Origin of the sequence: Streptomyces sp. NRRL S-244 (assembly GCF_000717915.1) — a bacterium.
Taxonomy (GTDB): domain Bacteria; phylum Actinomycetota; class Actinomycetes; order Streptomycetales; family Streptomycetaceae; genus Streptomyces.
On sequence record NZ_JOCX01000012.1, the window covers coordinates 266,274 to 288,256 of the forward strand.

Below are 21,983 nucleotides of genomic sequence, written 5' to 3' on the forward strand. Positions count from 1 at the left end.
CGCCCCCCGACGGCGGTCGAGCCCCGTTCCGGGCACCTTGGCGGCCGAGCCTCCCCTGCGATCCGCCTATCGGGTCTCCGCGGGGGCCGATCGGGCCCGTCCGCCGTGCTCCCGGGCGAGGGCGGGGGAGAAGGCCCACCACGCCAGCAGCGCGGCCCCGGCCCCGGCCGCCGCACCCGCCACCGTGTCGCTCAGCCAGTGGGCGTGCAGCCAGGTGCGGCTCCACATCATGGCCAGCGTGAACACCGCGCCGCCGGCCCACCAGGCCCGCCGCCGGGCGGCCGGCACCAGCAGGACGCCGACCAGGACGACGAGCAGGGCCGCCCCTGCCGCATGGCCCGACGGGAACGAGCCGTGGTCGACGCGGACCATAGGGTTCGCCGGGCGCGGGCGGTCCACCAGGTGCTTGAGCCCCTGCACCACCAGCATGCTGCCCAGCAGGTAGACGCCGAGCAGGAAACCCGCCGAAACCCAGCGCCTGCGGACGAGCAGGAAGCCCAGCAGCGCGAGCGGTACGACGACGCCCAGCGGCCCGCCGAACCAGTTGAGGACGGCCGCGACCGCCGCGGGCAGCCCCTCGTGCGGGCCGCCCATCCACTCCAGCCACCGCTCGTCCGCGCCCTGGAACGGCGGGTTCGCGACGTCCGTGCGGACGGTGAGGGCCAGCGCTGCGGCGAAGCCGAGCAGCAGAGCGGCCAGGAGCAGGGTGCCGGGGCGGCGGCGCGGGTCTGCCGCCTCCGGCCCGGCCGCGGTGGCGCGCGGCGCGGTGAGTGTGTGCCGGGACATGACTGCCTTTCGACGTACGCGTGGGGGCGCGGCCGGGCCGCGCCCCCACGGTGGGACTGGTCTGCGAAGCGGTGTGCGGGCCGGGGTCAGACCCCCGCGCCCAGGTGGCGGGCCAGGAACGCCACGCTCTGCGCGACGATCGCGGGGATGTCCGTGGAGCCGAGGAAGATGTGGTCGGCGTCCGCCACGGGGTGCAGCGTCACCTCGCCGCCCGCGCCCGTCAGCGCCTCGGCGAGGGTCTCGCTCTGGCTGTAGGGCACGAGCCCGTCCGCGGTCCCGTGCACCAGCAGGAACGGCGGCGGGTTCGAGCCGGGGACGGCGTACGTGACCGGGCTCGCGGCCCGGGCCGGCTCCGCCTGCTCGGCCACGGGAACGCCCAGCAGGGCCTCGTACGGGTTGGGGAACTCGGCGCCGGTCGGCATCGGCAGCGGGTGTCCGACCAGGGCGACGAGGTCGTGGACCCCGTACCAGTCCACGACGGCCAGGACGCCGGTGTCGCCGGAGCCGACGCCATGGGAGCCCTCCAGCGCCGCCAGGGTCTCGGCGTCCGTGCTGCCGGGGCGGACGAGGCCGGCGAGCGCGGCCAGGTGGCCGCCCGCCGACTCGCCCCAGACGCCGATCCGGTCCGGGTCGATGCCGAGGGTCGGGGCGAACTGCCGCACGTAGCGGATCGCGGCCTTGACGTCGTGCAACTGGGCCGGGAAGGGGGCTTCGAGGCTGTGCCGGTAGTCGATGGAGACGAGCGCGAGCCCGGCGCCCAGGACCGCACCGTGCAGCAGGGCGGCGGGCACGGTCGGCGGCGGGTAGCGGCGGTCGCCGTCCAGCCAGCCGCCGCCGTGGATCCAGACGACCGCCGGGAAGGGGCCCTCGCCCGGGGGGAGCTGTACGTCGAGGAGGCGGGGGCGGTAGCCGGGGGTGGTCGCGTACGTGATCCCGTCGAAGCGGCGGACGCCGTCCGCGCCGGTCACGGGCGCGACGGGCTGCTGGTACGGCGGGGGCGGCCAGGTCATGTCGGCGGTGTCGAACTCGACCGGGGGGGATTGCGTCATTGAGGCTCTTCCCAAATTCGGTGTGCGGCCTCGGCGGCCGGCGGGTCCGGTGCGGGCGGTGCGGCGGTCCGGGCTTCGTAACGTTTGTCCGAAATGCTTGCGCGGGCACCGGGGGAGGCTTAGCGTGTTACACGTGTAATCACAACTCTAGCGACGCGTTTCTGCTGACCACAAGCCCACGGGGCATCTGAGTTCCCAGGTAGTTACACGAGCCACTCGCAGCGGCGTCGCCTTCCCCCTCCGGGAGCACGACATGCTCACCACCGCCACCCTCCCCGCCGAAGCGGGTGCCGCAGGCGCCACCGCGAGCGCCGCGACCCCCGGCGCCCCGGCGTCACTCCGCGTCCGGGGCTCCGCCCACTGGGTGGCCGAGCCCGCCCCGGCCGCCGTCCCGCTGCTGCGCACCCGCGTCCGGGCCGTCCTGGCGGGCTGGCCGGTCTCCGCCGAGGTGGCGGACGTCCTGCTGCTGGCCGTGAGCGAGCTCGCCGGCAATGTCGTCCAGCACGCCGCCGCGGGCGGCCGGATGCGGGTCGGGCTGGCCTTCGACGGGGGGTGGCTGCGGCTGGAGGTCGCCGATCAGGTGGTCCGGCCGCCCCGGCCGCCCCGCCTCGCCGAGGAGGTCGACCCGGACGCCGAGAGCGGCCGCGGACTGCTGATCGTCCAGCTGCTCGCGGCCGAGGCGGGCGGCGAACTCTCCTTTTCCGCAGGCGAGTTCGGCACGACCGTGCGGGTGTTCCTGCCCGCCTCCTGAGGCCGTCCGTGGATGTCCCGGAGTCGGTCCGAGCGGTGGTCGGGGGTGGCCCGGCGGCATCGAAATATCGAGGAATGTTGACGGACGCAAAATTATCGAGATAACTTCCATGCATCTCCCCCGCTGCTCCCTGATTGAGGTGCCGCCCCATGGAGCTCTCCCCTTCCGCCCACGCCGACTCCTTCTGTCGAGACCGGCTGCCGGCCTTCCCCCTCTGGCCCGAACTCCACTTCGACCTCCCCGAACTGGACTACCCGGACCGCCTCAACTGCGCCGCACGCCTGCTCGACGAAGCCGTCGAGCGCTGGGGCCCCGACCGCCCGTGTCTCCTCACCCCGACCGGGCGCTGGACGTACGGCGAGCTCCAGCAGCGCGCCAACCAGGTCGCGCAGGTGCTCACCGAGGACTTCGGTCTCGTACCCGGCAACCGCGTCCTGTTGCGCGGCCCCAACAACCCCTGGCTCGTGGCCGCCTGGTTCGGCGTCCTCAAGGCGGGCGGGGTCGCCGTCACGACGATGCCGCTGCTGCGCGCCGCCGAACTCGCCGAGCTCTGCGAAATCAGCCGTCCCACCGTCGCCCTCTGCGACCACCGTTACGTCGACGAGCTCGCCGCGGCCGCCACCGCCACCGCCGACGCCCAGGACCCCGCCGGCCTCCCGGTCCTCGCGTACGGCGGCCCCGGCGTCATGGACCTGACCGCGCGCTGCGCGGCCAAGAGCGGCGTGTTCGCCACCGTCCCCACCGCCGCGGACGACGTGGCGCTGATCGCCTTCACCTCCGGTACGACCGGGCGGCCCAAGGCGACGCTGCACTTCCACCGCGACGTCCTCGCCAACGCGGACACCTTCTCGCGGCACGTCCTGAAGCCCCGTCCCGACGACGTCTTCACGGGTACGCCGCCGCTCGCCTTCACCTTCGGGCTCGGCGGGCTCGTGGTCTTCCCGCTGCACGTCGGGGCCGCGACCCTGCTGATCGAGCAGGCGACCCCGGAGCAACTGGCCGACCTGGTCGCCGAGCACGGCGTGACCGTCCTGTTCACCGCGCCCACCGCCTATCGCGCGATCATGGCGGCCGGCGCGGTGGGCCGACTGGCGGGACTGCGCCGCTGCGTGTCCGCCGGAGAGGCGCTGCCCGCCGCCGTGTGGGAGGAGTTCCACGCCGCCACCGGGCTGCGCATCATCGACGGCATCGGCGCCACCGAGATGCTGCACGTCTTCATCTCCGCGGCCGACGAGGACATCCGGCCCGGCGCCACCGGCCGGCCCGTGCCCGGGTACCGCGCCGCCGTGGTGGACCAGTACGGCGAGCCCGTCCCCGACGGACGGCCCGGCCTGCTGGCGGTCACCGGCCCCACCGGCTGTCGCTACCTCGCCGATCCGCGCCAGACGGCGTACGTCAGGAACGGCTGGAACATCACCGGCGACACCTACGTCCGCGATGCGGACGGGTACTTCTGGTACGTCGCCCGCAGCGACGACATGATCGTCTCCTCGGGCTACAACATCGCGGGCCCGGAGGTCGAGAAGGCCCTCGCCGCCCATCCGTACGTCGAGGAGTGCGGGGTCGTCGGCGCGCCCGACGAGCGGCGCGGCATGCTGGTCAAGGCGTACGTGGTGCTCGGCGCCGGGGTCCCGGCGGACGAGGCGACGGCCCGGGAGCTCCAGGCCTACGTCAAGGGGGCCATCGCCCCCTACAAGTACCCCCGTGCCGTGGAGTTCGTCCCGCGGCTCCCGCGCACCGGCAACGGGAAGCTCCAGCGCGGCGAACTGCGCGAGTGGGCCCGGGCCTCCGCTCCGGTCCGGGCCAAGCCGGCCCCGGCCTTGGTCCCGGCCCCGGCCACCCCCGTCGAGGCCGACGCCGGCTGCGCCGCCGGATGCCCCGAGGCCCTCGTCCCGCACCTGCCCAGCGTGGTCATCGAGCGCCGTGTCGAATGGCCCGACACGGACGCCGCCGGCCACTACCACCACTCCACCGTCGTGCGCTGGGTCGAAGCCGCCGAGGCCGTACTGCTGCGCCGCCTGGGCCTCGCGCACCTCTTCGGCAGCACCCCGCGCGTCCACTTCGAGGCCGACTACCGCGCCCGCCTCTGGTTCGGCGAGGCCGTGCGGATCGAGCTGAGCGTCGCCAAGGTCGGCTCCAGCTCCCTGACGTACGTGTTCACGGTCCAGGGCGAGGAGGGCGCCGAAGCCGCCACCGGGCGCATGGTCATCGCCCACTCCGCCGCCCGCGCGACCGGGACCACCCCCTGGCCCGCCGACGTGCGCGAGGTCCTGACGAAATCGGGCCCGCAGGCGCCCGAACTCCTCACCCTCCCCACGAGAGATGTCGAGCATTGTTGACGGTCGCCAAATCTGCGCCATATGTTGTTCCGGAACCACGAGGAGGTACGCCGTGCGCGTAGCAGTCATCGGAGGAGGGCCCGGCGGGCTGTACTTCGCGGCCCTGGCCAAGCAGCTCTCCCCCCACTGGGACGTCACCGTCTGGGAGCGGAACGCCCCCGACGACACGTTCGGCTTCGGGGTCGTCTTCTCCGACGAGACCCTCGACGGCATCGCGCAGGCCGATCCCGAGATCTACGCGGCCATGTCGGCGGAGTTCGCCCGCTGGAGCGACATCGACGTCACCTACCGGAGCCGGACCCTCACCTCCGGCGGCCACGGCTTCGCCGCCCTCGGCCGCCGGCAGCTCCTGCGGATCCTCCAGGAGCGCTGTGCCGCGCTCGCCGTGGACGTCCGCTACCGCACGCAGTCCCCGCCCGCCGCCGAGCTGGCGGCCTCGTACGACCTCGTCGTCGCCTGCGACGGCGTACGGTCCGCCACCCGCGCCGCCTACGCGGACACCTTCGGGCCCGACCTGGACGAACGCTCCGGCCGCTACATGTGGCTCGGCACGGACAAGGTCTTCGAAGCCTTCACCTTCCTCGTCGAGGAGCGGGACTTCGGCACCCTCCAGGTGCACGCCTACCCCTACGACGACACCCGCTCCACCTTCATCGTGGAGATGGACGAGGCCGCCTGGCGGCGCGCCGGCTTCGCGCAGTTCGCGGACCGCGACCACCCGCCCGGCACCAGCGACCTCGACAGCATCGGCCGCTGCGAGGAGCTGCTCGCCGATCACCTCGACGGGCACCGGCTCCTCCCCAACAACTCCAAGTGGCTGCGCTTCACCACCGTGCGCAACCGCACCTGGCGCCACGAGAACGTGGTCCTGCTCGGGGACGCCGCCCACACCGCCCACTTCTCCATCGGCTCCGGCACCAAGCTGGCCATGGAGGACGCCCTCGCCCTGGCCGCCTGCCTGCACGAGCACCCGGACGTGCCCGGCGCGCTCGCCGCGTACGAGGACGAGCGCCGCCCGGTGGTGGAATCCACCCAGCGCGCCGCCCAGGCCAGCCTCGAATGGTTCGAGAACATCGGCCGCTACGTGGACCAGGAGCCGCCGCAGTTCGCCTTCAACCTGCTGACCCGCAGCCGCCGTGTCACCTACGACAACCTGCGGGTGCGCGACGAGGAGTTCGCCGCCGCCGTCAACTCCTCCGCTCCCGTGCCGCCGATGTTCACCCCCTTCCCCCTCGGCGGACTGCTCCTGCGCAACCGGGTCGTGGTGCCGCCCACCGCCCTCGGTACGGCGAAGGACGGCGTCCCGGGCGATTTCGACCTCGTCCACCTGAGCACCCAGGCCCTCGGCGGCTCCGGGCTGGTCCTCGCCGGGAGGACCGCGGTCAGCGCCGAAGGCCGGACCACGCCCGGCTGCCCCGGCCTGTACACCGACGAACAGGAGGCCGCCTGGCGGCGGATCACCGACTTCGTCCACGGCCAGTCCGACACCTGCCTCGGCGTCCAGCTCACCCATGCCGGCCGCCGCGCCGCCGCCGGAGGCGACGCCCCGCCGATCGCCGCCTCTGCCGTCGCCTGGGACGAGCGGAGCCCGGTCCCGCGGGAGGCCACCACGGCCGATATGGACCTCGTCGTACGGGACTTCGTCCGGGCGGCCCGGCGCGCCGACCGGGCCGGCTTCGACGCACTGGAACTCCAGTACGGACACGGGCAGTTGCTCTCCGGGTTCCTCTCGCCGCTGACCAACCTGCGCACCGACGAGTACGGCGGCACCCTCGCCGGGCGGCTGCGCTTCCCGCTCGAAGTGCTGCGTGCGGTACGGGAGGTGTGGCCCGCCGGCAAGGCGCTGCTCGTGCGGATGTCCGCCGCCGACTGGGCCGAGGGGGGCATCAGCGAGGCCGACGCCGTGGCCGTCGCCCGGGCCCTCGCCGAGGCGGGGGCCGACGGGATCGACGTCTCCACCGGCGAGGTCGTCGCCCACGAGCGGCCCCGCTACGGCCGCAGCTACCAGACCCCGTACGCCGACCTGATCCGCAACGCCACCGGGGTGCCCACCATCGCCGTCGGCGCGATCTCCACGTACGACGACGTGAACTCGATCGTCCTGGCCGGCCGGGCCGACCTCTGCGGGGTGGGCCGCGCCCAGCTCCACGACCCGCTCTGGACCCTGCACGCCGCGGCCGCCCAGGGCTACCGCGGGCCGGCCGCGCCCTGGGCCCCCGGCTGGCAGGCAGGCAGCGGCAGACCGCCCGCCGCCCGGACCGACCGGGTCCCGCCGCGCCTGGAACTGCTGCGGCAGCCCGCCCCGCCGGTGCACCAGCGCTGGCTCCCGCGCCTCGCCGCCACCGCGCCGGCCAACTGAGGAGACCCCGATGGAGACCCTGCCCCCGAACGGCCCGACTCCGAACGGCCCTACTTCGAACGGCCCCTCCCCGAGCCGCCCGCCCCTGCCCCTGAGCCACCTGCCCCGCTTCACGGCGGCGGCGGTCCAGGCCTCGCCCGTCTACCTCGACCCGGCCGCCACCGTCGACAAGGCCGTCGCGCTCATCGCGGAGGCGGCCGCGAACGGCGCCGAACTCGTCGTCTTCCCCGAGGTGTTCGTCCCCGGATACCCCTACTGGAACTGGACGATGAACCCCGTCCAGGGCTCGCCCTGGTTCGAGCGCCTCCAGCGCGCCTCGGTCGACGTCCCCGGCCCCTATGTCGACGCCCTGCGCGCGGCGGCCCGCCAGTACGGGGTCGTCCTCGTCATCGGCGTCAACGAGCGCGCCGCGCACAGCCTCGGCGTCCTCTACAACACGCTGCTCACCATCGGTTCCGACGGCCAACTCCTCGGCGTGCACCGCAAACTGGTGCCCACCTGGGCCGAGAAGCTCACCTGGACCGGCGGCGACGGCAGCTCCCTGCGCGTCCACTCCACCCCCGTCGGCCCGCTCGGCGCCCTCGCCTGCGGCGAGAACACCAACACGCTGGCCCGGTTCACCCTCCTCGCGCAGGGCGAACTCGTCCACGCCTCCTGCTACATCGCCCTGCCCGTGGCCCCGGCCGACTACGACATGGCCGACGCCATCGCCGTCCGCACCGCCGCCCACAGCTTCGAGGGCAAGGTCTTCTCCGTCGTCGCCTGCTCCACCGTCTCCCCGGAGATCGTGGACCTGCTCGCCGGGGACGACGAGGAGCTGCGCGCCCTGTTCCAGCGGCCCCGCAGCGCCCTGTCCGGGATCTTCGGCCCCGACGGCCGCCCGGTCACCGAACCGCTCGTCGACGACGAGGGCATCGTCTACGGCGAGATCGACCTCGGCCGGTGCATCCAGCCCAAGCAGATGCACGACATCACCGGCCACTACAACCGCTTCGACATCTTCCGCCTCGAAGTCGACAACCGCCCGCGCCTGCCGGTGACCTTCACCGCGCCGCCCGCGGGCTCCCGGATCACCACGCCTGAGGAGGACGTATGACCATCGAGCAGGACGACACCATGCTCGGCCGCGCCCGGGTTTCCGACACCCCCGAGCTCACCGCGTACTACGGCGAGCTCGAAGCCCTGGACGCCGGCGCCCTGTGGACCGTCGCCAACGACATCGAGCCCTGGTACCCGCAGCCCAAGTCCGTTCCCGTGCTGTGGCGTTACGAGGAGCTGCGGCCCCTGGTCCACAAGGCCCTCGGCCTGGTCAAGGCCGACGACGCGGGCCGCCGCGTCGTGATGCTCGTCAACCCCGGCCGCAAGGACGTCAGCGCCGCCGCCGGCCTCCTCTACACCGGGCTCCAGATCATGGGCCCCGGCGAGGCCATGACCGCCCACCGCCACCAGGCCGCCGCCCTGCGCTTCGTCCACGAGGGCACCGGCGCCTGGACCGTCGTCGACGGCCAGAAGCTGAAGGTCGGCCCGCGCGACTTCGCGATCACCCCCAACGGCACCTGGCACGAGCACGGCAACGACGGCGAGGACGGGCCGGTCATCTGGCAGGACGGCCTCGACATCCCGCTCGTCAACGCCCTGGACGCCGGGTTCTACGAGGTCCACCCCGAGCTCCACCAGACGCCCGGGAAGGTGGTCAACTCCTCCGTGCTCCAGTACGCCGCGAACCTGCTCCCGTACGGCTCCGAGCGCTGGAGCCGGCCCTACTCGCCGCTGCTCGCCTACCCCTGGGAGCCGACGTACGAAGCCCTGCTCGGCCTCGCCAGGGCGAGCGAGGGCTCCCCGTACGACGGGGTCGTCGCCGAGTACACCAACCCGGTCACGGGCGGCCCGGTGATGCCCACCATGGGCGCCCACATGCAGCTGCTGCGCCCCGGGCAGGCCACCCGCGCCCACCGGCACACCGGCTCGGTGATCTACACGGCGGCCAAGGGGCACGGGGTCTCGGTGATCGCCGGGCAGCGCTTCGAATGGCGCCAGGGCGACATCTTCTGCGTCCCGTCCTGGGCCTGGCACGAGCACCACAACCTGGACGCCTCCGAGGACGCCTGCCTGTTCTCCTTCAACGACTTCCCGGTCATGCGCTCGCTCGGCTTCCACCGCGAAGAGGCCTACCCGGACAACGACGGCCACCAGCCGATGCCCGCGGCCGCGCCGACCTCCGCCGCCCCGACCGCCACCGCCTGACTCGAGGAGCCCCACCATGCGTCTGCTCACCTTCACCACCGGGACCACCGGCACCACCACCACCGCCGCCGGCGGCGACGGCGCCCCGCGCCTCGGCGCCGAGGCCGACGGCCTCGTCCTCGACCTCGCGGTCCTGGCCGACCACGCGGGCGTGGACCTCCCGCGCGATCTGCTCTCCTTCGTCCAGGCGGGCCCCGCCGCCCAGGAGGCCGCGTCCCGCCTCCTCGAGGCCTACGCCCACGCCGACGCCTCCACCCGCCCGGCCGGGGCCGCTCACCGGCTCGAGGAGGTCACCCTGGCCGCCCCGCTGCGCCCCGGCAAGATCATCGGTGTCGGCCTCAACTACGTCGAGCACGTCGAGGAGTCCAGCCGCAGCCTGGACACCGACAAGGAACTCCCGCCCCGCCCCGTCCTGTTCAGCAAGCCCGCCACCGCCGTCACCGGCCCCGGCGCGCCGATCCTGCACAACGGCGACCTCACCCGGCAGCTCGACTGGGAGTGCGAACTGGCCGTCGTCATCGGCCGCACCGCGTTCCGGGTGAGCGAGGAGGACGCGTACGAGCACGTCTTCGGCTTCAGCATCGTCAACGACATCAGCGCCCGCGACCAGCGCCGCTCCGGCCAGTGGTTCTTCTCCAAGGGGCAGGACTCCTACGCGCCCTTCGGCCCGGTGGTCGTCACGGCGGACGAGATCCCCGACCCGATGGCCCTCGACCTCTCGCTGCGCGTCAACGGCGTCACCAAGCAGAAGTCGAACACCCGGCACATGCTGTTCCCGATCGCCCGCCTCATCGCCGACATCAGCTCCGGCGTGACCCTGGAGCCCGGCGACGTCATCGCGACGGGATCGCCGTCCGGGGTGGGCGCCGGCATGGTGCCGCCGGAGTTCCTGGTTCCGGGTGACACGGTCGAGGCGACCGTCGAGCGCATCGGCACCCTGGCCAACCCCGTCGTCGACGCCCGCTGATCCCCGCACACCCCGTACGCACCGAGGAGTACCCGTGCCGCCGCCCCGCACCTACCGCATCGGCCAGATCGTGCCGAGTTCGAACGTGACCATGGAGACCGAGGTCCCCGCCATCCTGCGCGCCCGCCAGGCGCTGCTGCCCGACGAGAGGTTCACCTTCCACTCCAGCCGGATGCGCATGACCCATGTGACTCCGGAACAGCTCAAGGCCATGGACGCCGACTCCGACCGCTGTGCGGTGGAGCTCTCCGACGCCCGCGTCGACGTGCTCGGCTACGCCTGCCTGGTCGCGATCATGAGCATGGGCCTCGGCTACCACCGCACCTCGGAGCAGCGCCTGCACACCCGTACGGTCGAGAACGGCGCCCCCGCACCCGTCGTCACCAGCGCGGGCGCCCTCGTCCACGGACTGCACACCATGGGCGCCCGCAAGATCGCCCTGCTCGCCCCGTACATGCGCCCGCTCACGCGGACCGTCGTGGACTACCTCACGTACGAGGGCATCGAGGTCCTCGACTACGAGGCCCTCGAAATCCCGGACAACCTCGACGTGGCTGCCCACGACCCGGCCAAGCTGCCCGGGCTCGCCCGCGCGCTGGAGTACGCGGACGCCGACGCGGTCGTGCTCTCCGCCTGCGTGCAGATGCCCTCCCTGGGCGCCATCGAGGAGGCCGAACAACTGCTGGGCAAGCCGGTGGTGTCGGCGGCCGTCTGCACCGCCCACCAGATGCTGCGCGCCCTCGACCTGCCGGCCGTGGCCCCGGGCGCGGGCCATCTGCTCTCCGGCGCGTACGCGCAGACGCCGCTTCCGCGGACGCCGCTTCCGCCGCCGCTTCCGCAGTAGGGGCAGGGCCGCGGGGGGAGCGGCTGGATATGATCGCGACCGCGCACAACGGAAGGCGATCATGTCGGACAGTCCCCTCAGGCCCAGCTCGTTGATCAACACGGTCTACGGAGCGTTCCTGCGCCGCCTCGGCGGCTGGATCTCCATCGCGGACCTGATCACGCTGATGGGCGAGCTGGACGTCGACGGCCCGGCGGTGCGGTCGGCGATCTCGCGGCTCAAGAAGCGCGGCGTACTGGAACCGGAGCGCCGGGGTGCCACCGGGTACCGGCTCAGCCCGGCGGTGCACCCCGTCTTCGACGAGGGCGACCGCCGCATCTTCGCCAGCCTCGAACCCGCCGACCTGGCCGACGGCTGGGCCATGGCGGTGTTCTCCGTACCGGAGTCCGAGCGCTCCCACCGCTACCAGCTGCGCACCCGGCTGACCTGGCTCGGCTTCGGCAACATCGCGCCGGGTGTGTGGCTGGCCCCCGGGCGGCTGCTCGACGACGCCCGGGCGATGCTCGTACGGCTGGGCCTCAGCGAGTACGTGCACCTGTTCGCCGCCGACTACGCCGCCTTCAGCGACCTGGCGCAGACGGTGAGCGACTGGTGGGACTTCCCGGCGATCCAGACCCAGTACGCGGCCTTCACCGACACGTACGCCCCCGTCGCCGCGCGCCTCGCGGCCGAGGGGGAGCCCGACCCGGCCGAGGCCTTCCGCCACTACGTGCCGCTGCTCACCCAGTGGCGCCGCCTCCCGTACCTCGACCCGGGCCTGCCGACCGAACTCCTGCCGGCCGACTGGAACGCGGTGGCGGCCCGCCAGCTCTTCCAGCAGCTCCACGCGGTCCTGCTGGACCCGAGCCTGCGCCACGTCCGCGCGATCACGGGCCTGGAGGAGGAGACCCCCGGGGCGGACACCCGCTAAGGGGCGCCCGTCCCGGCCCGGGCCAGGGCGACGATACCCCCGCAGATCAGGGCCACGCCCAGCAGTTGGGGCAGCACCCACCAGCCCGCCCGCAGGTGCTCCTCGTACAGGACCACGCCCAGCGCGACGCTGACGCTCGCGTCGCCCAGCGTCAGCGCGGGCTGCGAGGCGACCAGCGGCCCGCCCTGCATGGCGTGTTCGAGCAGCAGCAGGGCGCAGATGCCGGTCGCCCCGAAGGCGTACGTCTGCCACGCGGTCAGGAATCCGACGATGCCGTGCTCGGTCAGCACGTACACGGAGTGCTTCATCAGGGCGGCCGTGATCGCGTAGCAGACGGCGGTGGCCGCGCCGAGGCAGCCGGCCCGGGCGCGCCCCGGCGGGCGGCGCAGCCCGGCCACCGTCAGGCCCGCGACGACGGCCGCGCACGCCACGAGGGCCGGGATCCACCGGTCGACCGGCACCTGCGTCCGGTTCCCGGCGGGGGAGGCCGCGGCCAGCGCCACCCCGAGCCCGGCCACCACCCCGGCCACGGCCAGCCACAGCGCCCCCGGCAGCCGTCGCCGCGCCACCAGCGAGGCGATCAGCAGCGCGAGCGGCAGCTCCAGCACGAACAGCGGCTGTACGAGGACCAGGGCACCGGTGGCCAGCGCCGCGGCCTGCCCCACCCCGGCCGCGATCACGGCCAGGATCCCGACGACCCACACGGGCCGCCGAAGCAGGTCGAGGACCAGCCCGAACCGGAAGCCCTTGCTCTGCGGCACGGTGAGCGCCGCCCGCCGCTGGAGCACGGTGGCCAGCGCATTGCTGAGCGCCGCGAACAGCGCGAAGAGGACCGGCAGTACGACGCCCATCCGCCGATCCTCGGGGCGCCCGCGGCGGCCCCGGCCCGCCGACACGCCCCGACGCGCGGATTCCCCCTGTCCGGTCCCCCGCCCGCCCCGGCGGGATCAGCGACGGGCGGCCGCCCGGTCCAGGGCGAGGGCCGCCAGGGCCTCCGGGGCGCCGGCCTGGCCGCGGATGCCGGGGAAGGCGTTGACGTCCACGATGAGCGGGGCGGCGTCGCCGGTGTCGATGAGGTCCACCCCGTAGACGTCGAGCGAGAACACCTCGCCGGTGCGGCGGACCAGGTCCGCCCAGCCGGGCGGCAGTTCGGCGAGGGGGAGCGGCCGGGTCGGACCCCGGCCCTCCGGTGCGAGCTCGGAACGGCGCAGGGCGGCGAAGACCCGGTCCCCGATCGCCCACAGCTTGTGGTCCCAGCCGTTGTTGGGCGCGAACTCCTGCACCACGACGGGCTCCTGCGGCCAGGCGTCGGCGAGCTCGCGCAGCCGGGCCCCGTCGTCGACCCGGGCGACCAGGTCGTGCCGGCGGCTGTGCCGGCTCTTGACGACCAGGGGCGGGCCGCCGAGTGCTGCGCCGGCCGCCCAGGCCGCGAGGGAGCCGTAGGTACGGGTGCCCGCGAACGGCAGACCGGCGCGCAGGGCCAACTCCGCCATCCGCGTGCGGTCCTGGCAGAGCGCGGTGGCCGCGGCCGAGTTCAGCACCGGCGCCCCGCGCCGCTCGAGCTCCCGCGCGAGGTCCAGCGCCCGCGGCGTCCGCGCCTTCAGCAGGTATACGTCGGCCAGGTCCGCGGGGGCTGCGTCCGCCGCGTCCGGATCCAGCGATTCCCCCCGGTGCCCGGCGGCTTCGAGCAGCGCCGTCGCGGCGGCCAGCAGCGGATGGCCGGGCTCCGGCGTGACCAGGCAGATCCTCACAGCGCGGCCTCGCCGGCCCGGGCGGACGCCTGTGCCGGGATCGACAGGGGCAGTGCGCGAGCCGGCACAGGACAAGCCGCTGCCGCCGATGCCGCCGCTGCGGCCTGGCCGCCCGCCCGCGCCAGCCCCAGCACGGCCCGCCCCACCCGGGCCGCCGCGTCCGGAACCTGACGGAAGCTCGGGAAGTCGTTCACGTCCACCACCACCGGCCCGTCCGGACCGAGCAGCACGTCCACCCCGTACAGGTCGAGCCCGTACACCGCCCCCACCTGCGCGGCGATCGCGGCCACTTCGGCCGACAGCGGCACGCGCCGCTCGCGCACCGCCGGATCCGGGTGCAGGGGCGAGCAGCGCTCGGTGGCGAAGAGCTCCCCGCCGACCGCGTACACCTTGATGTCGGTGCCCGAGTTGGCCACGTACGGCTGGGCGATGAGCATGTGCTCGCCCGCCAGTTCCGGGAGCAGCGCTTCGAGTTCCCCGGGCGCGGACACCAGGTGCACGGCCCGCCCGGAGCTGCCGTCCGCGGGCTTGACGACGAGCGGGTACTCCGCGCCCGGTATCTCCCGCAGCAGCTCCGGCCGTGCCACGGCGTACGTGGGCGGCATCGGGAGCCCCCCGGTCCGGCCGATGGCGGCGGCCAGCGCCTTGTCCCGTACGCCCCGGATCGAGCGGGCGTCGTTGACGGTGGTCATGCCGGCCGCCGCCGCGGCTTCGAGCAGGGTCAGCCCGGGGCCGCCGGAGACGGTCTTGAGCACCCAGGCGTCGTGCGTGCCCGAGGCCACGACCTCGCCCATGCGCAGCAACGAGCCCCCCGGCCGCACCACGTCCACCTGGTGCCCCCATGCGGTCAGCTGCCGGATCACCTCGTTCGGCATGCCGTCGTGGCGGTAGTGCTCCTCCACCAGGAAGCAGAGCCTCATCGACCTTCCCCATATTCCCCGGACGTCCGCCGATCCCGTCCGGCGAGTTGTGACGTCACAGGATGTCATGGAGCGCAATGTGATGATCAGTCCGGTTGGGGAAGACTTCGCCGAGGCTCTGCCGGCCGGTCACTCGCCGTGTGTGAACGCCACCAGTGCCGCGTCCCGAACCTCCTGCTCGGTGTGCCGCCTCAGCCCCCGCAGCACCTCACGCCACTCCGGCGGCCAGCCGCAGCGCCGGCCCATGGCCGCGGTGAGCGCGACGGCGAACAACCCCGCCACCGCGGCCCCGTCCTCCGCGAGCCCGCGTACGGCCTCCAGCACCACGGCGGGATCCCGGACCAGGTCGCCGTGCCAGTTCCCGTCGCGCAGCGAGTTCGCCGTCGCCGCGGCCAGCCCGGGCCGGCCCGCATGGGCCTCGACGAGGACGTCCAGGGCCGCCCGCAGCTCCGGCAGGTCCGCGCGCAGGTCGACCGAGCGCCGCAGCAGCGCCACGCGGAGCGTGGCCAGGGCGGGTTCGCCGGCGAGCTGCCGCACCAGGGCGGCGCGCAGCTCCCCGTGCTCCGCCGAGACGATCTGACTCAGGAACCGCACCCGCTGGAGCGCCGGGAGGTCCCGCTCGGCCCCCGCCTCCGGGTCGTCACCGGAGCGTACGGTGTCCAACAGCTCCTCCACGGCGCGGTGGAACTGGCTCCCGGGCTCGCCGCCGCCGACGGGGTGCGGCAGCTTCGAGCCGGCGATCTTCTCGAGGGCCGTCGCCGCCGACTTCCAGCCGGGGCCCGACGCCAGGTCGCAGACGGCCCGCCGTACGGGGTCCGCCGCCTCGGGCGCATAGGCGACCCAGTCGGGCAGCGCCGTGACCGCATGAGCGGCCACGGACCGGTGCGGGGAGGCGGCGAGGAGCGCCACCAGGCGGGCATAGCGCGGCCGGTGCCGCTGCGCCACCCGGAGCGTCGGGGTGCGCCCGATCACCTCCCCGGCTTCCCGGGTACCGCTCGCCGCGGCCCTCTCCAGCAGGTTCCAGACCTCCCCGGTCCCCAGGAGCCCGATCGCGTGGCTCACGGCGGCGGTCACCACATCGGGGTGGCTGTCGGCGTCGCCGGCAACGCGCGCCAGCAACGCCGCGGCCCGGCGGGGCGGCAGGAACCGCGCGGTCAGCCGCACCGCCTCCTTGCGGCTGGTCACCTTGGCCCCCGACGGCGCGCCCAACAGCCCGTCCAGCAGCTCCGCGAGCCGCATCGGCGCGGTCGCGGCCGCGGCCCGCCCCGCGGCGTACACCGCGACGCGGGCGTGGTCGTCGCCCGCGTGCGCGAGCAGGTCGGGCAAGGCCGCGGCCGGCTCCGACGTCCGTGCCGAGGCGGCGAGCGCGGTCTCCGCGAGCACCGTGTCCGCCGAGCGCGCGTGCCGCCGTACGAGCTCCAGCCCGTGGTCGGGGATCCGGGCCGCGCCGCGCAGGACCTCCGACCGCTGGTGCACCGTCCTGGACTCGTCGCCGACGGCGACCTCGGCCAGCCAGGCCGCCTCCTCCTGCTGGCGGGGCACCCACCGGTCCGCGCGGTCGAACCGGGGGAGCGGCCGCTCCGCTCCCTCCCGCAGGAACCGGCCGTACGGCGGGCGCGCTGCGAGCACGCCGTCCAGCAGATCCGTACGGTGCGCAGACAGCACGTCCAGCACGGGTTCCAGCGCGACAGCCGACGGCTCTTGTTCCAGCAGCACGGCCACCCGCTCGCCGCGCGTCGCCGGATCCGCCAGCCAGACCCGCGCGAATTGCGGGAACCACACGTCGGTGCACCGCTGCCGGGCCTCGTCGAGCATCCGCTGGAGCTCCGGCATGCGGTGGCCGTGCTCGCCCCAGTGGTTCGCGAACGTGAGCAGCGGCTCGTACTCGCCCTTGGCCGCGCGGACGTCGAGCCAGGGACGCAGGACGTCGAGGATCCGCTGCGCCCGGCCGGGCGGCAGCACGCTCCCGTACGGAGGGTGCACGACGCGGCCGGTGCGGGCGGTGAGCTCGTGGAGGGTACGCAGCGCCCAGCCGAGCAGGGCGGGGGAGGCGGCCGGGTCCCCCAGCGCCGCGAACACCAGCCGCTCCAGGGCCCAGTGCGTCTCGCCGGAGCAGTCGCGGGCCTCGACGGCGTCGGTGGCGATCCGGTCCAGGCGGGCGACCGAGGTCTCGGCGGCCAGCAGCGGCACCGGTACCCCGGCCAGAGCGGACAGCGCGGCCGCGCGCACGGGGTCGCGGTCGTTGCGCAGCCGCGTCACCATCAGCTCGAGCACCTCGCCCAGCGCTTCGGCGTCGCGCGCGTGGACCGCGTTCTCCACGAGCCGCGGCCAGGCCGCCCGGCGGGTGTCGGCATCGGACAGCCGCGTCGCGGCGAGGAGTTCGGGCCGGGCCTCGGCGACCGGAAGGTGCGCGAGGGCTTCGAGGAGCCGCTCGGTCGGCAGGGCTTCGCGGCGGGCGTGGTCCGCGCATCGCCGCGCCTCGGCCTGGCGGCACTCGCGCGGGAGCAGGGCCAGGACCTCGTCGGGGATCATCCCGTCGGGAGCGGGGGTGTGCGCGGTGGCCGCGTCGTGGAACGCCGCGCGGCGGCCCGGAGGCAGCGCCTTCAGCAGCGCGGCCAGGTAGGCGGGACGCCCAGCCCAGCGGCGGCCGAGGTCGGGCAGGGACGGCGGATCGGCGCGGACGAGCTGCCGCAGCCGGGACGGCGGAGGGAGGTACGCCTGGTACCCGTCCGCGCGTTCGGGGGCGGCCAGCCAGCGTACGAACCGTTCCGCGTCCGCGGCGATCAGATCGCCGGCCCGGTTCTCCAGGGGCCGGGGCAGCCGGGCGGGCCCGTACCGCTCCAGCATCCCGAGCACGCGGTCCGGCGCGGCGGGCAGGGCCGCGGCGATTCCCGGCGCCCTGTGGTGCCACCAACCGGCGCGCAGGTTCTCCGGCAGCTCCGCCAGCTCGGCCGCCGCCTGGTCCAGCACCGGGCCGGGATGGCAGCGGGCCAGCCGGACCCAGTGCGTGACGGCGTGGGCCAGTTCCGGCAGCAGGGCGGAGACGAACTCCGGCCCGCAGGCCGGGAGCAGGGAGGCGGCCTCGCCGTCGCCCCACTGGGCCCGCAAGGCGGGTATCAGCCGCTGCGCGAGCGCCGGGCGCGAACCCCGGAGCACGGCCAGCGACAGCTTCCGGCGGATCTCGGCGGAGGCGTCGTCGTACGCGGCTTCGATCGCCTCGTCCGGCACGGGCAGGGTACGCACGGCCCGGTGGGCGAAGGAGCGCACCACCGGGTCCGGGTCGGCCAGCCGCTGCGCCAGGTACCCGCTCTGCCGCCCCGCGAACGCCGCCAGTGCGGCCAGCCGCCGCTCGTAGCGGCCGCGGCCGGCCAGCCCGTCCAGGACGCCGGGCAGTTCGCCGGTGCGGGCGAGGTCGCGGGCGGTGGTGGCGAGCAACCTCAGCCGGTCGGCGTGCGGGAGCGGATCGAGTTCGGCGAGCAGGTGTTCGACAGAGTGTGGCATGGGGTCAGTGTGCCGACCGGGGCAGGCGGCGAGAAAACGGATTTCGCGCTGGTCACGTACGGCCCGGAGCCCGGGCGGCCGTTGGTACGGCCGCCCGGGCTCCGTTCGCGACGAGACCGCCGGTGGCACCGGCGGGGCGAAGCGGTTACACCGGCATGGGCACCGACACGAACCGCTTGCCCGACTCGTTCTCGACCACGACCTCCTTGACGTCGGTCGGGTCCACCGCCGCCGAGCCGTCCAGCGACGCGCCCTTGCCCTCGCCGTTCTGGCTGCCGACGACCCAGCTGCCGGCGGAGGTGCGCTTGCCGTCCTTCCCGACCACGATCAGCAGGCAGCGCTCGCCCGGCGGGATCCCCGCCACGGCCGCGTGCACCCGGACCCACTTGGCCGCGGGCATGACCTGTACGGTCATCCGCGCACTGGTGCGCGGGTCGGTCGCCGAGGCCACCTTCGTACCCGCCGGCGGCGGCGAAGGCTGCGCCGAGACCGACGGCGTGGGCGGCGGCGGCTGGGCGATCGGCGTGCCGTCCGCCGAGCCCAACTGCGCCCCGGCCCAGAACACGGCGGCCAGCGAGGCCGCGGCGGCCAGTCCCGCGATGCCCCATCGTCGGCGCCGCTCGCCCGACGCCTCGTTCCGCACCTGCCGCAGCGTGCGCTGGAGCAGCAGGTCACCGCCCTGCGGCGGTCCGTCGAGGAAGGCCTCCGCAGGCACCTCGCCCAACGCCGCTTCCATCTCGCGCAACGCGGTCACCTCCTCTCGGCATTGAACGCAGCCGCGCATGTGATCCTCGACCCGGCGGACCTCTTCCTGGTCCAGGACGCCGAGAATGTACGGGCCGAGCAGTTCCTCCTCCTCGTGCCGCTGCCGGTTCATGCCACCACCTCCCGCAGTCCAGCACCCTGCCGGGGTGGCCTGCCCATTCGATTGCCCGCCCGGCCCTCCGCGGCCCCGCCTTGGCGGAACACCTCGCGCAGTGCCTTGAGCGCGTAGTGCGCGCGTGATTTGACCGTGCCCGCCGGGATGCCGAGGCTGTCGGCCGCCTCGGCCACGCTCAGCTGGCGGTAGTACAGCTCCTTGAGCACGTCCCGGTGCTCCGGGGACAACTGGTCGAGGGCCCCCAGCACGGTCATCGTGTCCACGATGGAGTCCGCGTGGTCCAGCTCCACCGGGGGAGCGGCCGCCTCCCCGGAAACCTCCGCGGGGCGGGCCGCCTTGGCCCGGTACCGGTCGGTGATGATGTTGCGGGCCACCGTCAGCAGCCAGCCGCGCACCGATCCCTTCCCGTTGACCAGCACCTCGGAATGCCGCCAGGCGCGGATGAGCGTCTCCTGGACGACGTCCTCGGCGGTGGCCCGGTCTCCGGTCAGCCGGGTGGCATACGCGAGCAGGGCGTGGCCGTGCTCCTCGTACACCGACCTGATCAGTGCCTCATCGGTCGAGCCCCGCCGTGTACGGGGCCACAGTGGTCCGGCCATCTCACCCTCTCCGTCTTCCTCGCCCATCTGGTGCGGTCAGAACACGCGCCCCGGCGCGGCCCGGTTCATGTGACCCCCGTCACTTCGAACGGGCGGCTCTCAGGTGCGGCAGGTACGCCCCTCGTTGAGGCAGACGACGACGGCGGCCATCTGCGCGTCCGTCATGGCGTCCACGAACATCGCGTGGTCCGTCTTGGGGCTGTGCCGCTGCTCGGGGAAGGAGTCGACGGCGACCGGCACCCCCGGCGGCACCTCGTACGCGAGGGAGATGCGCAGCTGGGGCACGGCGAACGTGCCCTGCGGGCAGACGCCGTTGGCAGCGGGGAAGCCGAGGTGCGCGCGGTGACCGGGGCTCTCGGTGTCCAGCCCGTTCCAGCAGCTGGGGAAGACGAGCGTACGGGTGATGCGCTCGCCGGCGGGGCAGCGCGGGTAACGGGTGGTGAACCGGTCCGGGGAGCCGGAACAGCCCCAGCGGGCGCGTACGTCCGCGTCGCTCGCCGCCGTGTACCCCACCGCGTCGCCGGTCATCGCGCGCAGGAAGCGCGGCATCGGCACGACCTTGCCCACCGGGTTGCCGCGGAACTCCAAGGAGACCGCCGCCTCGGGCAGGATCTCGCCCGTGTTGCCGTGCCCGGCGGAGCCCTCGTGCGGATGGCTGCCCGCCCGGTCCGTCCGGCGCAGGACCGGCCAGTAGTACGTGGACCGGTCGCCGCCGCGGCAGCTGGTCGCGGCGGCGGCCAGGGAGGCGTCCGTCGACATCGCGTCCGTGGACAGGTTCCCCACGTACGCGTGGGTGTGGTGGGCGCCCGAGCGCAGCCCCGGCGACACCACGAGGTTGTCCTCGTTGTAGTGGCGCTCCTCGTTGCGCCCGCAGTCCACCGTCACGGTGCCCGTCGAGGCGTCGGGTCCGGTCGGCGACGGATCGCGGGGGCCGGGCGGTACGTCCTGTATGTCCACGTAGTCGCGGGAGTTCATCCCGGAATGCGCGGTCCCGTCAGGGCCCGCCACCCGGGTGGCGCCCAGCACGGCGGCCGCCAGCCCGATGCCGAGCACCAGGCAGACGAGCAGTGTGAGCAGTCGGCGTTCGTTCCCCATGCGGGTCACGGTTGCCGCTGCGCGCCGCAGCGTCAACCTGACGTCCCGTATGCCGGCCAGGGCCCCGCCGCCGGTGGCCCGCGCGCTTGCCGAGCCGTCGGGGGACCGCGCACAGTGACCGGCATGACACCCGCTGAGCTCCTGCACGCGTTCGCCCGCACCCGCGCCTCGCTCGACGGCGGCGAGGTGACCTACTGGTGGTCCGGGGACATCTACTCCTGGGCCCCGGACCAGCCGTACCGGCGCCTCTTCGGCTTCGAGGGCCTCAACGTCGCCCGGCTCGCCCCGGACCCGGAGACCGACGGCTTCCAACTGCTCACCAGGGAGGCCGCGTTCTTCCTGGATCCGCAGACCCGGGAGATCCTGGAGACCTGGGAGGACAAGCCGGTCATCCACATCTGGAACGATCCGGCCAACCTGAGGCTGCGGCCCTTCCCGGTCCCCCTGACCGAGCTCGGGGACCAGGTCTGCTTCAGCCTGGAGATCCCGCTCGCCTATCCGTCGCCGCTGCCGGTCGCCGACTACCCGCTGAACTCCGCCGACGACACGTACCGGGCCCTGGAGCTCTTCCAGTTCTTCGCTCCGGGCACGGTGCTGACCACCGACGAGCCGAGCGTCCCCGCCACCATGTCCTGGACGCGGATGTCCCCGTGGCTCCCGTGGATGGAGCAGGGTCAGCGGCCCGGCGGCCTCACCTTCCACTGCCGGGGCCGCAAGCTGGGCTCGTACGCCGAGGTCCCGGAGCGCACCCGCGCGTACATCGCGGCCCGCCACCCGGAGTACGCGCACGCGCCGGAGAAGTGGACCGAACCCAACGAGACGAGCTGGACCTACTTCCGCGCCCACCACGCCCGACCCTGACGGTCGCGGCCCTCGGCCCGGTCGTACACGCCCGGGAGGTGTCCGGGTTCAGGGGGTCTGGTACGGGTTGGCCCGAACCCCTCGCGGAGGGGCGCTCGGCGGGGGGTTCGGGGGGGCGGGATACGGG

18 protein-coding genes and 1 pseudogene are annotated in these 21,983 nt (G+C 74.3%); 10 read left to right on the plus strand and 9 right to left on the minus strand.

What is annotated here, in order from left to right; all coding sequences use genetic code 11:
* Positions 1-66: 66 nt before the first annotated feature.
* Together IF02_RS0117705 and IF02_RS0117710 are read right to left on the minus strand one after the other, a co-directional pair.
* Entirely contained in the window at positions 67-786 is a 720-nt protein-coding gene (locus IF02_RS0117705) for a phosphatase PAP2 family protein (RefSeq protein ID WP_051696295.1), read from the minus strand.
* Positions 787-872: 86 nt separating this feature from the next.
* On the minus strand, positions 873-1,835 hold the full coding sequence (locus tag IF02_RS0117710) for an alpha/beta hydrolase (RefSeq protein ID WP_051696296.1): 963 nt from the start codon (positions 1,833-1,835) through the stop codon (positions 873-875).
* 253 nt (positions 1,836-2,088) lie between these two features.
* Between IF02_RS0117710 and IF02_RS32470 the strand changes: the two genes are divergently transcribed.
* From IF02_RS32470 to IF02_RS0117750, 9 genes and pseudogenes are all read left to right on the plus strand, one after another.
* Positions 2,089-2,586, plus strand: coding sequence for an ATP-binding protein (locus IF02_RS32470; protein WP_051696297.1), 498 nt, complete (start codon positions 2,089-2,091; stop codon positions 2,584-2,586).
* Positions 2,587-2,735: 149 nt separating this feature from the next.
* Positions 2,736-4,367, plus strand: a pseudogene (locus IF02_RS0117720) (AMP-binding protein); the annotation flags it as partial.
* Positions 4,353-4,925, plus strand: coding sequence for an acyl-CoA thioesterase (locus IF02_RS35575; RefSeq protein ID WP_420708171.1), 573 nt, complete (start codon positions 4,353-4,355; stop codon positions 4,923-4,925). The pseudogene IF02_RS0117720 and the gene IF02_RS35575, both read left to right, overlap by 15 nt.
* A gap of 52 nt (positions 4,926-4,977) precedes the next feature.
* Positions 4,978-7,284, plus strand: a complete 2,307-nt coding sequence (locus tag IF02_RS0117725) for an FAD-dependent monooxygenase (protein ID WP_030158005.1) — start codon at positions 4,978-4,980, stop codon at positions 7,282-7,284.
* Positions 7,285-7,294: 10 nt separating this feature from the next.
* Positions 7,295-8,380, plus strand: a complete 1,086-nt coding sequence (locus tag IF02_RS0117730; protein WP_078622145.1) for a carbon-nitrogen hydrolase family protein — start codon at positions 7,295-7,297, stop codon at positions 8,378-8,380.
* A complete protein-coding gene (locus IF02_RS0117735; protein ID WP_051696298.1) occupies positions 8,377-9,528 on the plus strand; it encodes a cupin domain-containing protein in 1,152 nt (383 codons plus the stop codon). The genes IF02_RS0117730 and IF02_RS0117735 overlap by 4 nt, the downstream gene beginning before the upstream one ends.
* 16 nt (positions 9,529-9,544) lie before the next feature.
* Positions 9,545-10,495 (plus strand): fumarylacetoacetate hydrolase family protein, encoded by a 951-nt coding sequence (locus IF02_RS0117740; protein ID WP_030158011.1) that lies wholly within the window; start codon positions 9,545-9,547, stop codon positions 10,493-10,495.
* 34 nt (positions 10,496-10,529) lie between these two features.
* On the plus strand, positions 10,530-11,339 hold the full coding sequence (locus IF02_RS0117745; protein WP_030158013.1) for an Asp/Glu racemase: 810 nt from the start codon (positions 10,530-10,532) through the stop codon (positions 11,337-11,339).
* A gap of 61 nt (positions 11,340-11,400) precedes the next feature.
* Entirely contained in the window at positions 11,401-12,249 is an 849-nt protein-coding gene (locus IF02_RS0117750; RefSeq protein ID WP_037836478.1) for a PaaX family transcriptional regulator C-terminal domain-containing protein, read from the plus strand.
* On the opposite strand, the gene IF02_RS0117755 is transcribed toward IF02_RS0117750, so the two are convergent.
* The 7 genes from IF02_RS0117755 to IF02_RS0117785 all read right to left on the minus strand — a co-directional run bounded on the left by IF02_RS0117755 (position 12,246) and on the right by IF02_RS0117785 (position 20,995).
* Complete coding sequence (locus IF02_RS0117755) at positions 12,246-13,100, minus strand: DMT family transporter (protein WP_030158018.1); 855 nt, start codon at positions 13,098-13,100, stop codon at positions 12,246-12,248. The genes IF02_RS0117750 and IF02_RS0117755 overlap by 4 nt on opposite strands.
* Before the next feature lie 96 nt (positions 13,101-13,196).
* The gene (locus IF02_RS0117760) at positions 13,197-14,000 is read right to left on the minus strand and encodes an ATP-grasp domain-containing protein (RefSeq protein WP_030158020.1); all 804 of its coding nucleotides are present in this window, start codon (positions 13,998-14,000) and stop codon (positions 13,197-13,199) included.
* Positions 13,997-14,920, minus strand: coding sequence for an ATP-grasp domain-containing protein (locus IF02_RS0117765; RefSeq protein ID WP_030158022.1), 924 nt, complete (start codon positions 14,918-14,920; stop codon positions 13,997-13,999). The genes IF02_RS0117760 and IF02_RS0117765 overlap by 4 nt, the downstream gene beginning before the upstream one ends.
* Positions 14,921-15,049: 129 nt before the next feature.
* On the minus strand, positions 15,050-18,421 hold the full coding sequence (locus IF02_RS0117770; RefSeq protein ID WP_030158024.1) for a hypothetical protein: 3,372 nt from the start codon (positions 18,419-18,421) through the stop codon (positions 15,050-15,052).
* A gap of 145 nt (positions 18,422-18,566) precedes the next feature.
* Positions 18,567-19,298 carry a zf-HC2 domain-containing protein gene (locus IF02_RS0117775; protein WP_030158026.1) on the minus strand — a complete coding sequence of 244 codons (732 nt, stop codon included), beginning with the start codon at positions 19,296-19,298 and terminating at the stop codon, positions 18,567-18,569.
* The gene (locus IF02_RS0117780) at positions 19,295-19,900 is read right to left on the minus strand and encodes a sigma-70 family RNA polymerase sigma factor (RefSeq protein WP_030158028.1); all 606 of its coding nucleotides are present in this window, start codon (positions 19,898-19,900) and stop codon (positions 19,295-19,297) included. The genes IF02_RS0117775 and IF02_RS0117780 overlap by 4 nt, the downstream gene beginning before the upstream one ends.
* A gap of 99 nt (positions 19,901-19,999) precedes the next feature.
* On the minus strand, positions 20,000-20,995 hold the full coding sequence (locus tag IF02_RS0117785; protein ID WP_030158030.1) for a DUF1996 domain-containing protein: 996 nt from the start codon (positions 20,993-20,995) through the stop codon (positions 20,000-20,002).
* Between the two features lie 123 nt (positions 20,996-21,118).
* On the opposite strand from IF02_RS0117785, the gene IF02_RS0117790 reads away from it, so the two are divergent.
* Positions 21,119-21,856 (plus strand): DUF1838 family protein, encoded by a 738-nt coding sequence (locus tag IF02_RS0117790; protein ID WP_030158031.1) that lies wholly within the window; start codon positions 21,119-21,121, stop codon positions 21,854-21,856.
* Positions 21,857-21,983: the final 127 nt, after the last annotated feature.